Raw genomic sequence first — 14,935 nt, 5'->3', positions numbered from 1 at the left:
AGATGCATGAAAGGATGCCTCCTGCTATTGATAGCAGGGTTATATGCAGGATTTCTCGCTGCGGCGCCGGGTGCGCCCGAGCACTACACACTGCTGGGACGCTCCACTTCGGCCCACTCCGAGGTCAGCCTGGATGATGCCCAGCGTGCCTGGCTACTGGGGCGAAAGGAGTTGGTCCTGGGAACCTCCGCACCGGATTACCCGCCTTTCGATCTCTCCACCAGCGGACGCGACTACGAAGGCATGACCGCCGACTACGCCGGGCTCGTCGCCGACGCAACCGGCCTGCCGATCAAAGTCCTGCGGTTCGGTTCCCGTGAGGCAGCGATTGCGGCGCTCAAGCATGGGCAAATCGACTTGCTGGGAAGTGCCAACGGTTTCGAAGCCCGCGACCCCGATCTTGTCCTGTCGGCTCCCTATGCCGTGGACCAGCCCGTGCTCGTCACCCGAACCAATGAAACCCGCTCCCTGAGCGAGGATCTCGAGGGGTTGCGGCTAAGCATGGTCTATCACTACCTGCCGTTGCAGGACATTGAAAAACTCTACCCAAAGGCGCACATCACCGCCTACCCGTCCTATCAGAACGCCATAAACGCCGTCGCCTTCGGCCAGGCCGACGTATTCCTCGGCGATACCATTTCCACCCATTACATGATCAGCAAGGGTTACCTGAGCAACATCCGGATGGCCAGCTTCGGCAAACATGAATCTTACGGGTTCGGGTTCGCGCTGCGACGTCGCGACTCCCGCTTGCTGGAGATTATCAACGCCACGCTGAGCCAGATCCCGATCGCCGAGCAAGCCGCGATCTCCAAACGCTGGAGCGCAGGCGCCGACCTCTATCTCACGGAACACAGAATTCAACTGACCGAACGGGAACGACGCTGGCTGACCGGGCATCCGGCAATTCGGGTGGCCGTGAACGAAACCTTCGCCCCGTTCACTTTCTTTGATTCGGACGGCGATTTTCGCGGGATCAGCGCCGATCTGCTGGAGTTGATCCGCCTGCGTACTGGTTTGCGTCTGGAAATTCAGCACAAGCGCAACGACAGCGATGCTATCGCCGCTGTCTTGAACGGTCAGGCCGACCTGATTGCGGCACTTGTGCCGAGCAGCGAGCGACAGCAGCAGTTGAAATTCAGTCGCCCCTACGTCGACAGCTCGTTCGTCCTGCTGACCAGAAAGCAGTCCGACACGCCTGTCACACTCGACCAGTTCGGGACCAGGAGCCTGGCGATCGCCAAGGGCAATCCGGTCATCGAGTGGTTGCGCAAGCGGTATCCGGAAATCAGGATCGTCGAGACCAACGACCCCGCGCACGCCGTTGAACTGCTTGCACGGGGACAGACCGACGGCAGCGTGAATGCCCTGGTCATGGCCAATTACTTTCTCTCGTCGCATTCGTTCCGGGAGAGGCTGCAGATCAGCAGCACTGTCGGCACCCAGCAGGCCATGTTTTCTCTGGCCACAGCCAAGGACGCCACCGAACTGAACGCCATTCTCGACAAAGCCTTGACCAGCATCGACCCCGACGAACTGGGCGTGATCAACAACCGCTGGCGAGGCTACGTCTCGGCGTCGGAACATACCTGGCGTACCTATAACCGCCTGTTCTTCCAGATCGTTGCGGGCGTCGGCCTGCTATTGCTGATTTCATTGGCCTGGAACGCCTACATGCAAAGACAGATCCGCCAACGACAAAGGGCCGAACTGGCGTTGAACGATCAGCTCGAGTTCATGCGCTCATTGGTCAACGGCACACCTCACCCCATTTACGTGAGGGATCGCAACGGTGTTCTGCAAAGCTGCAACGACAGCTACCTGGAAGTGTTCGATACAAAACGCGAAGACGTCATCGGCAAGAACGTAATGCCCGGATCGATGAGCAATGCCTTCGAAGCCCAGGAATATCAGGCCGACTATCAGCGCGTCATGGCCGAAGGCACCGCCCTGATCGTGGACCGGCCGCTGCACATCGGGGACCGGAAGCTGACGATCTATCACTGGATCCTGCCTTACCGAAACTCCGCCGCACAGGTGCAGGGCATCATCGGTGGCTGGATCGACATCAGTGAACGACGCCAACTCTTCGACGAGCTGCGCGCGGCCAAGGAGCGGGCCGATGACGCGAACCGGGCCAAAAGCACCTTCCTGGCAACCATGAGCCATGAGATCCGCACCCCCATGAACGCGGTGATCGGCATGCTTGAACTGGCGTTGATGCACGCCGACAAAGGCCACGTGGATCGCTCGACAATCGCAGTGGCCTACGAATCGGCCTCCGGCATGCTGGAGCTGATAGGTGACATTCTGGACATCGCACGCATCGAATCGGGTCACCTGAGCCTGGCACCCGAACGGGTCAATCTCAGGGCCATGCTGCAATCGGTCATACGGGTATTCGAAGGCGTGGCGCGGCAGAAGAATCTTGCGCTGTCATTGCAGTTCGAACCGACGGACGACGATCCGGATGTGCTGGTCGATCCTCTGCGATTCAAGCAGGTACTTTCGAACCTGATCAGCAATGCACTCAAATTCACCGAACAGGGCTGGGTAAAGGTCGAGGTCAGACTGACCCGATCCGCCCAGGACGATACCCTGCACATGCAACTGGAGGTCAGCGACAGCGGTATAGGCATAAGCCCCACCGACCTGCAACGTCTGTTCGAACCCTTTGCCCAGGCCGACAACACCGGCCGGATGGCCCGAAAGGGTGCCGGGCTGGGCCTGGTGATCAGTCGCAACCTGTGCCGGATGATGGGGGGTAACCTGTACTTGAATAGCCAGCCGGGCACCGGCACCCAGGTCCGGGTCTGCCTGGAGCTGACCGTCCTGCCCCCGGTAACGGCTGGCGCCCCCCCTGAACCGGTGATAGAAACCGCTACGAACGCCCTGAAGGTTCTGGTGGTGGACGACCATTCGGCCAATCGCTTGTTGATGTCGCAACAGCTGGAGTATCTCGGCCATCACTATAATGTTGCCCATGACGGGGCTGAAGGGCTCAAGACCTGGCTTGAAGGGGACTTCGACCTGGTCATTGCCGATTGCAACATGCCCGTCATGAGCGGTTACGATCTTGCCGGGGCGATTCGCAAGCACGAGTCCGAACAACGACTGCCGCCCTGCACTATTCTCGGGTTCACCGCCAATGCACAACCTGAGGAAAAACAACGCTGCCAGGCCGCGGGCATGGACGACTGTCTGTTCAAACCGATCAGCCTGAGCGCCTTGAGCCAATGGATGAAGGCCATCAAGCCCATCAGCCGCTCAAACATTTTCAATGTACAGAATCTGGACGCATTGACCGGCGGCAATCCCTTGTATACCCGGCGCCTGTTGGAAGAACTGCTCAGCAGCAACAACTCGGACCGCCAGGAACTGCTCGATATCGCCCGCGGCGGGAACCGCCAGGCACTGACCGAAGCGGCGCACAAGATAAAAGGTGCCGCCCGGATCGTGCAGTCACCCTTGCTGATCCAGCGATGCGAGGCACTGGAGCAGGCCTGCCATGAAGTACAGGCACGCGACCGGATCGACGAATGCACCAGTGCCCTGGAACACGCCATGACCGAGCTGGAGCAGATCCTGGAAACAGAGATCGCCAAGGCAAAATAAACTGGTGTTTACTATGCTGTTGACTCAGCAGTGCGCACCTGGGGCGTTCTCAATGGTGTTCCCCTCCGCGCCCTTGCCTGGCCCGCTTCAATGCACAACGCGGTGCAAAACCATTGAGAACGCCTGACTCCTGGAGGGATTGCAATGCCCAGCGCGCCGCGTCCGGAACAACGCCGGTTCCCCCTGCATGTCCACATCAGCGTGATGTTTACATTGCTTCTGTTGCTGACGGGTGTGGTACTGGGCGTCTTCAACTACCGGCAGACGACGCAGATCATCCTCTCCAGCAGTGAAAAGCTGTTCAACCGGATTGAGCAGGACGTGCGCCTGGACTTGTACGACACCTACGAGCCGATCCGTCACGTGTTGAGCCTGCTGGCCGAGTATCCGGCGACACAGGCATCCAGCCTGGACCAGCGCCTGGCCCTGCTCGGGCCCTTCAGTCAGGCATTGCGTGACAACCCGAACCTGGCGTCGTTGTACCTGGGCGATAACAAAGGCAACTTCCTGATGGTCCGGCCACTGCGCACCGGGGCACTGAAGACCACCCTGAAAGCGCCCGCCAATGCGTTTTATCAGGTCTGGACCGTGGAGCGCGCAACCCCTGCAGGCCCGGTTCGTTCCCAGTCATTGTTCTACGATCAGGCGCTGACGCTCATCGCCCGCGAGGACAACCCCGACGACACCTTTGATCCACGCCGCCGAAGCTGGTTTGGCAGCGCGCTGGAGACTGCCGGCCAAATCACCACCGAGCCCTACGTGTTTTTCTCCAGCCACGACATCGGCACCACCCTCGCCCAGCGTAGCGGCAACCAGGCGGTCATCGGTGCCGACCTGACCCTGGCAGCCCTGTCCCAGACCCTCGCCAAGCACAAGGTTACCGCCGGCACCGAAATTGTGCTGCTCGACCCACTTGGCAACGCAGTGGGCTATCCGGACAGCAACCGGCTGCTCACCGACAACCGCTCGGCTCGCCTGATCAAGGCCCGCGACCTCAGTCCGGCCATCGCCGCCGCGCTGGACGAGCGCGATGATGCCTCGCGCCTGGAGGTGTCCGGCCGTCGATGGATCGTTTCCCGCAGCCACATGCAAGAAGGCGGTCCCCAGGGGCTGGAACTGGCGTTACTGGTCCCGGAAGATGAACTGCTGGCCGATGCCTATCGCATGCGCTGGCAAGGCGCGCTGATTACCCTTGCCACCCTGCTGCTGTGCCTGCCCCTGGGCTGGCTGACCTCCAGGATACTGGTCAAGCCTTTGGACGCGCTGGTGCAGGAGGCCGATGCGATTCGCAGCTTCGACTTTCATTACCCGGTGTCCCGCCGCTCCCTGGTGCTGGAGGTCGATCAACTGAGCCTCTCGATGGCCCGAATGAAAGAAACCCTGGCAAGCTTCTTCGAAATCACCGCCAGCCTGCGCGCCGAAACCCGCTTCGCTCCGCTGTTGGAGCGAGTGCTGTTCGAAACCGTGAAGATCGGTCAGGCCCAGGCCGGACTGATCTACCTGCGCGAGAACGACAGCGACCAGGTAAAACCCTATGGGTTGGTGATCGATCAGACCCCGCAGGACCTGGGCGCCTTCGAGTTGCAAGGCCATGCCCTGACCGGCAACGACAGTCCTCCCTGGCTTCAGCAATTGGCTGACGCGGATAACCTCGTCACCTCCCTGGGTTTCGAGCAGGCGGGGGACCTGCAAGGCGTCCTGAGGGCGCTGGACTCTCCACGGGTCCACCTGATCGGCATTCATCTGCGCAACCGTCACCAGGAAACCGTGGGCGTTCTGGTGCTGCTGATCGCCGACAGCGGCACCGAAGCCGACCTGGAAAAACTGCAGCCGGACCGTATCGCGTTCCTGCAGGCCGTGTCCGGTGCCGCCACCGTGAGCATCGAAAGCCAGCGTCTGCAGGCCAGGCAAAAACAACTGCTGGATTCCTTCATCCAATTGCTGGCCGGTGCAATCGATGCCAAGAGCCCTTACACCGGCGGCCATTGCCAGCGAGTGCCGGCCCTGACGTTGATGCTCGCCCAGGCCGCCGCCAACAGCCAGGCACCGGCGTTCGAGGCCTATCGACCGACTGAAGATGAGTGGGAAGCCCTGCACATCGCTGCCTGGCTGCATGATTGCGGAAAAGTCACCACTCCCGAATACGTGGTGGACAAAGCCACCAAACTGGAAACCCTGAACGACCGCATCCACGAAATCCGGACCCGCTTCGAAGTGCTGAAACGCGACGCCTGGGTCGATTACTGGCAAGCCATGGCGATGGGGGGCGAGCCAGCTGCACTGACCCATTCACGCGATGCGACGCTGGCCAGCCTCGACGATGACTTTTCCTTTGTCGCCCGCTGCAACCTGGGCTCCGAAGCCATGGCCGACGCCGATCTGCAACGCCTGCAACGCATCGCACAACGTCCATGGACCCGAACCCTCGACGACCGCCTGGGGGTTTCCTGGGAGGAAAGTCGGCGCCAGGCGCGTACGCCCAGGCCAGCGCTTCCTGTCATGGAACCATTGTTGGCGGACAAGCCCGAGCATCTGTTCGAACGCCACGATGCCGAATTGATCCCGGCGGACAACCCTTGGGGTTTCCAGCTGGATGTTCCGCAATGGAAATACAACCGTGGCGAACTCTACAACCTCAGCATCGCGCGGGGCACGCTGACCCGTGAGGAGCGTTATGTCATCAATCACCACATGGTGCAGACGATCCTGATGCTCAGCCAGTTACCCTTCCCCAGCCATCTGGAGAATGTGGCGGAAATCGCCGGGGGTCATCATGAGAAAATGGACGGCACCGGCTATCCCAAGCGGCTCAAGCGCGAGCAGATGAGCCTGCCGGCGCGCATGATGGCCATTGCAGACATTTTCGAAGCACTGACAGCGGCCGACCGTCCCTACAAGAAAGCCAAGAAACTGAGCGAAGCCCTGGGCATCATGGCCACCATGTGCCGTGACGCCCACATCGATCCCGAGCTGTTCGGGCTGTTCATCGATGAACAGATCTACCTGAGCTACGCCAGCCAGTTTCTCGATCCGCACCAGATCGACGACGTCGACGCGGACAGCCTGTTGGCCCGGGCGGGATTGCGCTCATGCTGATCATGCCGCAATCCCTGTGGGAGCGAGCTTGCTCGCGAGTCGACAGATCAGTGGGCGATGATGTCCACCGTGCCATGCCATCGCGGGCAAGCCTTGCTCCCACAGTGGGATCCATCCATTCAGCAATCGGTCAAACGCAGGAAAATCTGCGCCAGTTGCTCGATGCCTGCCTGGTCCTGTTCACTGAAGCGCGCCAGTTTCGGGCTGTCCAGGTCGAGCACACCGATCAGCCGTCCGTCCTTGACCAGCGGCACCACCAGTTCGCTGTTCGAGGCGCTGTCGCAGGCAATGTGGCCGGGGAAGGCATGGACATCCTCGACACGCTGGGTCTGGCCGGTCGCCGCCGCAGCGCCGCAGACACCTCGTCCGAAAGGAATCCGCACACAGGCGATCTGGCCCTGGAACGGCCCCAGCACCAGTTCTCCGTTGCGATTGAGGTAAAAACCGGCCCAGTTCAAATCGTCCAGCTGGCTGAACAGGAAGGCCGAAAACTGCGCAGCGTTGGCGATGAAATCGCGCTCATCCGCCAACAGGGACTCCAGTTGTGCCGATAGCAAGCCGTAGCCATCAAGGCCTGTGCCCGTACTCTTCAAGTCAATCATGCCTTGTGCTCCAGCAGCTTCAGACCCACCCAATATCGGGCAAACTGATAGGCGCAACGGCCATTGCGGTTGCCGCGCCCAGTGGCCCAGCGTACCGCCAAAACGTCCAGTGCATCGTCACGTTGCCAAGCCAGCCCGGCCTTCGCCGCCAGCTCGCCGATCCAGTGTTCCACCACGTTGAGGTAATGCTCCTGGGTAAATGGATAGAACGACAGCCACAACCCGAAACGGTCGGACAACGCGATCTTGTCCTCCACGGCTTCGCTGGGATGAAGCTCGCCGTCGACCCGCTTCCAGTTCTCGTTGTCGCTTTCCTTCTCCGGCACCAGGTGACGGCGGTTCGACGTGGCGTACAACAACACATTGTCCGGCGCCTGTTCGAGGGAGCCGTCCAGCACACTTTTAAGCACGCGGTAATCGCCCTCGCCGGATTCGAACGACAGGTCATCGCAGAACAGCACGAAGCGCTGGGGCAGCCTGGCAACCTGTTCGACCAGCCGCGGCAAGTCGGCCAGGTGATCGCGCTCGATTTCGATCAAGCGCAAGCCATCTGCTGCGTGCTCGGCCAGCAAGGCACGCACCAGGGACGACTTGCCGGTACCCCGCGAGCCCCAGAGCAACGCATGGTTGGCCGGCATGCCATCAATGAACTGCCGGGTGTTGCGGCCCAGTTGCTCGACCTGGCGATCAACGCCGATCAAGTCCGACAGGCGCATGTCGAGGCTGACCTGCAGGGGCAGCAGATAGCCGCTGCGTCCGTCGCGCTGCCAGCGGGCAGCCAGGGTCGCGGTCCAGTCGATGGCGGGCCGGGGAGCGGGCAACAGAGGCTCGATGCGGGCCAGCACGGCATCGGCGCGCTCAAGAAAAGCATTCAATCGGGCGTCCACGTCTTCTCCTCGGACAAATTCACAGTAATGATGGCGCTGCTGCGCCGAAACGCCGCTCTCAAGGATGGGTTCATCCCATCCGGCACACACCGGCCGCACCGGTATCCAGAGATGATCAGCTATGCTTGACCGGCGAAGGGAAACGTAAGTGGTTCACCATTCCATGGACATCAGATTCACCCAACGGCTGTCGTATAAGCAGGCCCGACTGACCGTCCTGGTGGGCTTCGTGCTGGGCACCTTGCTCAGCCTGATGCAGATCGGCATCGATTATGCCAGCGAAGACGCATCGATCAACCGCGAGATCCTGTCGTTGCTGGAAATCAGCCACAACCCGGCCTCGCGCATTGCCTACAACATCGACGCCGAACTGGCTCAGGAGCTGGCGTTGGGCCTGTTGCGCTCGCCCGCCATCATCAGCGCCGAGCTGGTCGATAACAACAATGCCGTGCTGGCCAGTGTCAAACGACCCGAGCTGCAGAACGGGTACCGTTTCATCAGCGATTTTCTGTTTGGCGCCCAGCGCCGGTTCGAAGACCGGCTCTACCTGGACCATCTGCCCAACGAATCCCTGGGTGTTTTGCGACTGGACGTCGACACCTATGCTTTCGGCAGTCGGTTTCTGCGTCGGGCCGAAGTCACGTTGCTCAACGGGTTCGCCCGCAGTCTGATCCTGACCGGCCTGTTACTGGCACTGTTCTACGTAATGCTGACCAAACCCCTGGTACGGGTCATCCGCGAGCTGAGCAGCCGCGACCCGAGCAACAACGAACAGAGCAGCCTGGAATGCCCTTCAGGCCATCAATACGATGAAATCGGCGTACTGGTATCGGTCGCCAACCAGCAGTTCGAAAATATCTCCACCGAAATCCAGCAGCGGCGCATGGCCGAAAATCGCCTTACCGAATACCTGGCGCAGCTGGAAAACATCGTCTCGGCTCGCACTGCCGAACTCAAGGCCATCAACGCCCGACTCAGCCAGTCCAACGAAGAACTGGAAGTGGCCAGGCGTACCGCCCTGGACATGGCCGAAGCACGCTCCGCGTTCCTGGCCAGCATGAGCCATGAGATCCGCACGCCATTGAATGGCCTGCTGGGAATGATCGCCTTGTCCCTGGACGGCCCCCTGACCGCCGAACAACAGCAACAGCTATCGATCGCCCATGACTCCGGCAAAGTGTTGGTCGAGCTGCTCAACGACATTCTCGACCTGTCGAAATTCGACGCCGGCCAGCTGGAACTCGAACGCATCCCGTTCGATCTCGGCGCCCTGATCGAAGACACGGCCAACCTGCTTTCGCAGAATGCCGCACCCAGCGTCGAGCTGGCCTGCCTGATTGATCCGCAATTCCCCGCGCAAGTGCTCGGCGACCCGACCCGTGTGCGCCAGATCGTCAGCAACCTGTTGTCCAACGCGCTCAAGTTCACCCGCTTCGGCCGGGTCGATGTGCGATTGAGCGCTTATGAAGGCGGGGTGCGGATTGCGGTCTGCGATACCGGCATCGGCATTCCCCAGGATGCCCAGGCGAGAATCTTCCAGCCGTTCACCCAGGCCGGCGCCGGGATTACCCGCCAGTTCGGTGGCACCGGGCTGGGCCTGGCGCTGACCAACAATCTCTGCGAAGCCATGCAGGGCCGCTTGACGATCAGTTCCGAAGCCGGTTTCGGCAGCCAGTTCTATGCCGATCTGCCTCTGCCCTGCCACACCCCGGCGACGCCGGTCGACCCCTTGCGTGGCAATATCGTCGCCATTACCGCCAACAGCAGCGGGTTGGCCGAGCTACTGGGCATGCTGTTGCCCGCTTGGGGATTGGACTACTTGAGACGCTCCGTGGATGACAACCTACTGGGCCTCAAGCCTGATGTCCTGATTACCGACTGCCCTGAATGCCTGTTCAACCTGCGGCCAACCTTCAACGCACCGATCCTGCTCGTCACCGCCTACGGCAGCTTCATGCCCAGCGAGCAGGCCGCCGCCTTGGCTCCCCTGCTTCAACAGGCCCGGCCACTGGCACGTCATGCGTTGTATCAGATCCTGCGTCGTGCCCTGCAGAGCGAGACGATCACCATCGATGACACGCAGATCGAAGCCTTGCCGCCGTCCAGGCGCGCACGGGTGCTGCTGGTGGAGGACAATCCGGTCAACCAACTGGTCGCCAAGGGCATGCTGGTCAAGCTCGGCTGCGAAGTGATTGTCGCCGCCCATGGCGCCGAGGCCCTGGAACAACTGGAACAGCACACCTTCGACCTGGTGCTGATGGACTGCAACATGCCGGTGATGGACGGCTACGAAGCCAGCCGGCAGATTCGCCGTAGCGGTCGCTGGCCAGACCTGCCGATTGTCGCGCTGACGGCCAACGCCATGCCCGAGGAGCGAGAACGCTGCCGGGGTGCCGGCATGACCGATTACCTGTCCAAGCCATTCCGCCGCGAAGAACTGGCAGCGATGCTGGATCAATGGGTGCCGACTACGTCAGCGCTTTGATCTGCCCCAGCAGATGATCGAGCCCCTTACGCAGTTCCCCCAGGCGATCGAGATCAATCCCGCTGTCGCACAGCAGACGGGCCTTGAGGGGACCAACCTGCTCGCGCAACGCCAGACCCGCCGGCAGCAGGCTCAGGTGCACCTCCCGCTCGTCCCGGGCCGAACGCTGGCGCTGGACCAGGCCGAGTTGCTCCAGGCGCTTGAGCAGCGGCGTCAACGTGCCGGAATCCAGCAGCAGCCGTTCACCCAGGGCCTTGACCGTGGGTTGTTCCGGCGCAGCGTCCTGCCACTCCCACAACACCAGCATCGCCAGGTATTGCGGGTAGGTCAGGCCGAGCTGGTCGAGCATCGGCTTGTAGCCCCGGATCACCGCCCGCGAAGCGGCGTACAGTTTGAAGCACAATTGACTGTCGAGCTTCAGCGAATCGACGGGCAGGTCATTCATTTGAGCAGGGCTTCGATCTCATGGGTCAGGTCCTGGGGTTTGGTGGTTGGAGCAAAACGCTTGACCACTTGACCGTCCTTGCCGACCAGGAACTTGGTGAAATTCCACTTGATGCCCTTGGACCCCAGCACACCGGGTGCCCGCTGCTTGAGCTGGACAAACAGCGGATGGGCGTTGGCACCATTGACCTCGATTTTCTTGAACAGCGGAAAACTCACGCCGAAGTTCAGCTCGCAGAACTCGGAAATCGCCCCTTCATTGCCCGGCTCCTGCTTGCCGAACTGATTGCAGGGGAAGCCCAATACCACCAGGCCCTGATCCTTGTAGGTCTGCCACAACTGCTCAAGCCCCTTGTACTGCGGGGTGAAACCGCACTGACTGGCAGTGTTGACCACCAGCACGGCCTTGCCGGCGAAATCGGCCAGGGTCTTTTGCTCACCCTTGATGGTGGTGCAGGGAATGCTCAGCAGGTTGTCGCTCATGGCAAGGCTCCTTAGAAATGGGACTGGCGTGCAAGATAGCGAGCAATTCAATTGTGTGCAATTTAATTATTCAGCCACCTCCATAGACCCTGACACAAACCTGTGGCGAGGGGATTTAGCGAAACGTCGCACCGCCCCGCTGGGCTGCGCAGCAGCCCCAAGGAGGGATGCATCGGCCTGATCCTTCAGGTAGACGCCTATTGGGGCTGCTACGCAGCCCAGCGGGGCGGTGCGACGTTTCGCTAAATCCCCTCGCCACAGATCTACTCTCGGGGAACGAGATCCAGGCACACTGAATTGATGCAATAACGCAAGCCCGTGGGCGGCGGGCCGTCGGGAAATACATGACCCAGGTGGGCATCACACTTGGCGCAGACCACTTCGGTGCGGATCATGCCGTGGCTGATATCCCGAACCTCCACTACCGCGCTGCCCTCGATTGGCGCGTAGAAACTAGGCCAGCCGCAACCGGAGTCGAATTTGGTCTGCGAATCGAACAGCGGCTCGTTGCAGCAGACGCAGTGGTACACACCATCGGTCTTGGTGCCGTTGTATTTACCCGAGAACGGCCGTTCGGTGCCCTTCAAGCGACAGACGTTGTACTGCTCGGGGTCGAGCATGGCGCGCCATTCCTCAAGGGTTTTCTCCAACTTTTCCATCATCCCACCTCGGCAATTGAAAAAGCCCGATCCGACGCTTTTCCGCGGGTCGGGCGGCACGTATGATTGCGCCTCGTCAGCGCCAGTCTGGCAGTCGCGTCATGGGTATTCAAACGGATTGTGACGCCATGCCGCGTCAGGCCCGCCTCAGACGCAAGATCACCAGCACGGCCATCCACACGCCACCTGGATCGTTCATCTTCGGGAACACATCGCCATGCAGGTCAGCAAATCGAACAAGCTCGCCAACGTCTGCTACGACATTCGCGGCCCGGTGCTCAAGCACGCCAAACGCCTGGAAGAGGAAGGCCATCGCATCCTCAAGCTGAACATCGGCAACCCGGCACCCTTTGGTTTCGAGGCGCCCGATGAAATCCTCCAGGACGTGATCCGCAACCTGCCGACCGCCCAAGGCTACAGCGATTCCAAGGGCCTGTTCAGCGCGCGCAAGGCCGTGATGCAGTACTACCAGCAGAAGCAGGTCGAAGGCGTCGGAATCGAAGACATCTACCTGGGCAACGGGGTGTCCGAGCTGATCGTGATGTCCATGCAGGCCCTGCTCAACAACGGCGACGAAGTGCTGGTACCGGCGCCGGACTACCCCCTGTGGACCGCTGCCGTAAGCCTGTCCGGCGGTAACCCGGTGCATTACCTGTGCGATGAACAGGCCGACTGGTTCCCGGACCTGGCGGATATCAAGGCCAAAATCACGCCGAACACCAAGGCGCTGGTCATCATCAACCCGAACAATCCGACTGGTGCGGTGTACTCCAAAGAAGTATTGCTGGGCATGCTCGAACTGGCCCGCCAGCACAACCTCGTGGTGTTCTCCGACGAAATCTACGACAAGATCCTGTACGACGATGCGGTGCACATCTGCACCGCATCCCTGGCGCCGGACCTGCTGTGCCTGACATTCAACGGCTTGTCCAAGTCCTACCGGGTGGCGGGTTTCCGCTCCGGCTGGATTGCCATCTCCGGCCCCAAGCATCATGCCCAGAGCTACATAGAAGGCATCGACATGCTAGCCAATATGCGCCTGTGTGCCAACGTACCGAGCCAGCATGCGATCCAGACCGCGCTGGGCGGCTACCAGAGCATCAATGATCTGGTCCTGCCACCAGGCCGCTTGCTGGAACAGCGCAATCGCACCTGGGAGCTTCTCAATGACATTCCCGGCGTCAGCTGCGTCAAGCCGATGGGCGCGCTTTATGCATTCCCACGGATCGACCCGAAGGTCTGCCCGATCCACAACGATGAAAAATTCGTACTCGACCTGTTGCTGTCGGAAAAACTGCTGATTGTCCAGGGCACGGCGTTCAACTGGCCGTGGCCGGACCATTTCCGTGTCGTGACCCTGCCGCGAGTCGACGATCTGGAACAGGCCATTGGCCGGATCGGCAATTTCCTCAAGTCCTACCGACAGTAAGCCGTAGCGCGCGAGGCGCCTCACCTCGCGCGCTGTTTGATTCAGCAACATATCCGCTCCGCCGGCTCCGGCAGGCCTTCTACACTGAAACCTCAGCAGCGGACGGGCGACGTGGCCCAACGTTCACGGGGCAAGGGCAGCATCCGGCTTTTCCACAGCCACTTTCAGAAAAGTCTTTCATTCATTTGGGACGTCTGTAGGACACAGTTTGAAATAGTCGCCGAGTTGAATAGCCTGCAGCTGCACCTTATATACCCCGCATAACGCTACATCTTTAGCATGAGGAGATTGCTACCACCATGATGCGCATCCTGCTGTTCTTGGCCACTAACCTGGCGGTCGTGCTGATTGCCAGCATCACCCTGAGCCTTTTCGGCTTCAACGGGTTCATGGCGGCCAACGGGGTTGACCTCAACCTCAATCAGCTGCTGATCTTCTGTGCGGTATTCGGTTTCGCCGGCTCCCTGTTCTCGCTGTTCATCTCCAAGTGGATGGCGAAGATGAGCACCAGCACGCAGATCATCAGCCAGCCGCGCACGCGCCACGAGCAATGGCTGCTGCAAACTGTCGAGCAGCTGTCCCGTGAAGCCGGTATCAAGATGCCGGAAGTCGGGATTTTCCCGGCCTATGAGGCCAACGCCTTCGCCACGGGCTGGAACAAGAACGACGCCCTGGTTGCTGTCAGCCAGGGCCTGCTCGAGCGGTTCTCCCCTGATGAAGTCAAAGCCGTGCTGGCCCACGAGATCGGCCACGTCGCCAACGGCGACATGGTGACCCTGGCATTGATCCAGGGCGTGGTGAACACCTTCGTGATGTTCTTTGCACGCATCATTGGCAACTTCGTCGACAAGGTGATCTTCAAGAACGAAGAAGGCCAGGGCATCGCCTACTACGTGGCAACCATTTTCGCCGAACTGGTACTGGGCATCCTCGCCAGCGCCATCGTCATGTGGTTCTCGCGCAAACGCGAATTCCGCGCCGACGACGCCGGCGCACGCCTGGCCGGCACCAGCGCCATGATCGGCGCGCTGCAACGCTTGCGTGCCGAGCAAGGCCTGCCGGTACACATGCCCGACACGCTGAATGCCTTTGGTATCAACGGTGGCATCAAGCACGGCCTGGCTCGCCTGTTCATGAGCCACCCGCCGCTGGAAGAGCGCATCGACGCACTGCGTCGCCGCGGCTGATAGGTTAGAGCGTCAAAAAGAAGCCCGCAGCAATGCGGGCTTTTTCTT

Annotated in this window: 10 protein-coding genes; 5 read left to right on the top strand and 5 right to left on the bottom strand. The window is 60.7% G+C overall.

The window, feature by feature from the left end:
• Window positions 1-6 precede the first annotated feature (6 nt).
• Together QZH45_RS10360 and QZH45_RS10355 are read left to right on the top strand one after the other, a co-directional pair.
• Complete coding sequence (locus QZH45_RS10360) at window positions 7-3,615, top strand: transporter substrate-binding domain-containing protein (RefSeq protein WP_392397179.1); 3,609 nt, start codon at window positions 7-9, stop codon at window positions 3,613-3,615.
• 144 nt (window positions 3,616-3,759) lie between these two features.
• Complete coding sequence (locus QZH45_RS10355; protein ID WP_055136029.1) at window positions 3,760-6,711, top strand: HD domain-containing phosphohydrolase; 2,952 nt, start codon at window positions 3,760-3,762, stop codon at window positions 6,709-6,711.
• Between the two features lie 119 nt (window positions 6,712-6,830).
• Here the strand turns inward: QZH45_RS10355 and QZH45_RS10350 are convergent, their stop codons facing one another.
• Together QZH45_RS10350 and QZH45_RS10345 are read right to left on the bottom strand one after the other, a co-directional pair.
• Window positions 6,831-7,313, bottom strand: coding sequence for a GAF domain-containing protein (locus QZH45_RS10350; RefSeq protein ID WP_024776708.1), 483 nt, complete (start codon window positions 7,311-7,313; stop codon window positions 6,831-6,833).
• Window positions 7,310-8,200 (bottom strand): ATP-binding protein, encoded by an 891-nt coding sequence (locus QZH45_RS10345; RefSeq protein WP_024776707.1) that lies wholly within the window; start codon window positions 8,198-8,200, stop codon window positions 7,310-7,312. Before QZH45_RS10345 ends, QZH45_RS10350 begins: the two co-directional genes overlap by 4 nt.
• Window positions 8,201-8,363: 163 nt before the next feature.
• On the opposite strand from QZH45_RS10345, the gene QZH45_RS10340 reads away from it, so the two are divergent.
• Window positions 8,364-10,685: a hybrid sensor histidine kinase/response regulator gene (locus QZH45_RS10340; protein WP_024776706.1), complete on the top strand. Its 2,322-nt coding sequence runs from the start codon at window positions 8,364-8,366 to the stop codon at window positions 10,683-10,685.
• On the opposite strand, the gene QZH45_RS10335 is transcribed toward QZH45_RS10340, so the two are convergent.
• From QZH45_RS10335 to msrB, 3 genes are all read right to left on the bottom strand, one after another.
• Entirely contained in the window at window positions 10,669-11,130 is a 462-nt protein-coding gene (locus tag QZH45_RS10335) for a MarR family winged helix-turn-helix transcriptional regulator (RefSeq protein WP_024776705.1), read from the bottom strand. The two genes, QZH45_RS10340 and QZH45_RS10335, sit on opposite strands and share 17 nt — an antisense overlap.
• Entirely contained in the window at window positions 11,127-11,612 is a 486-nt protein-coding gene (locus QZH45_RS10330) for a glutathione peroxidase (protein WP_024776704.1), read from the bottom strand. The genes QZH45_RS10335 and QZH45_RS10330 overlap by 4 nt, the downstream gene beginning before the upstream one ends.
• 263 nt (window positions 11,613-11,875) lie before the next feature.
• Window positions 11,876-12,271 carry a peptide-methionine (R)-S-oxide reductase MsrB gene (msrB, locus tag QZH45_RS10325; protein WP_024776703.1) on the bottom strand — a complete coding sequence of 132 codons (396 nt, stop codon included), beginning with the start codon at window positions 12,269-12,271 and terminating at the stop codon, window positions 11,876-11,878.
• 217 nt (window positions 12,272-12,488) lie between these two features.
• On the opposite strand from msrB, the gene QZH45_RS10320 reads away from it, so the two are divergent.
• Both QZH45_RS10320 and htpX read left to right on the top strand, forming a co-directional pair.
• Complete coding sequence (locus tag QZH45_RS10320) at window positions 12,489-13,700, top strand: pyridoxal phosphate-dependent aminotransferase (RefSeq protein ID WP_024776702.1); 1,212 nt, start codon at window positions 12,489-12,491, stop codon at window positions 13,698-13,700.
• 299 nt (window positions 13,701-13,999) lie between these two features.
• On the top strand, window positions 14,000-14,887 hold the full coding sequence (htpX, locus tag QZH45_RS10315) for a protease HtpX (RefSeq protein WP_024776701.1): 888 nt from the start codon (window positions 14,000-14,002) through the stop codon (window positions 14,885-14,887).
• Window positions 14,888-14,935 lie beyond the last annotated feature (48 nt).

It is taken from the genome of Pseudomonas corrugata, from assembly GCF_050920615.1.
Lineage (GTDB): Bacteria > Pseudomonadota > Gammaproteobacteria > Pseudomonadales > Pseudomonadaceae > Aquipseudomonas > Aquipseudomonas corrugata.
Note: the sequence above shows the minus strand (reverse complement) of the source record. Positions and strands in the feature narration are given on the sequence as shown.

What these genes read in the sequence shown, in the direction of transcription:
- QZH45_RS10360 (WP_392397179.1), top strand. Translation starts at nt 7, where the DNA reads ATGAAAGGATGCCTCCTGCTATTGATAGCAGGGTTATATGCAGGATTT.
- QZH45_RS10355 (WP_055136029.1), top strand. Translation starts at nt 3,760, where the DNA reads ATGCCCAGCGCGCCGCGTCCGGAACAACGCCGGTTCCCCCTGCATGTC.
- QZH45_RS10350 (WP_024776708.1), bottom strand. Translation starts at nt 7,313, where the DNA reads ATGATTGACTTGAAGAGTACGGGCACAGGCCTTGATGGCTACGGCTTG.
- QZH45_RS10340 (WP_024776706.1), top strand. Translation starts at nt 8,364, where the DNA reads ATGGACATCAGATTCACCCAACGGCTGTCGTATAAGCAGGCCCGACTG.
- QZH45_RS10335 (WP_024776705.1), bottom strand. Translation starts at nt 11,130, where the DNA reads ATGAATGACCTGCCCGTCGATTCGCTGAAGCTCGACAGTCAATTGTGC.
- QZH45_RS10330 (WP_024776704.1), bottom strand. Translation starts at nt 11,612, where the DNA reads ATGAGCGACAACCTGCTGAGCATTCCCTGCACCACCATCAAGGGTGAG.
- msrB (WP_024776703.1), bottom strand. Translation starts at nt 12,271, where the DNA reads ATGGAAAAGTTGGAGAAAACCCTTGAGGAATGGCGCGCCATGCTCGAC.
- QZH45_RS10320 (WP_024776702.1), top strand. Translation starts at nt 12,489, where the DNA reads ATGCAGGTCAGCAAATCGAACAAGCTCGCCAACGTCTGCTACGACATT.
- htpX (WP_024776701.1), top strand. Translation starts at nt 14,000, where the DNA reads ATGATGCGCATCCTGCTGTTCTTGGCCACTAACCTGGCGGTCGTGCTG.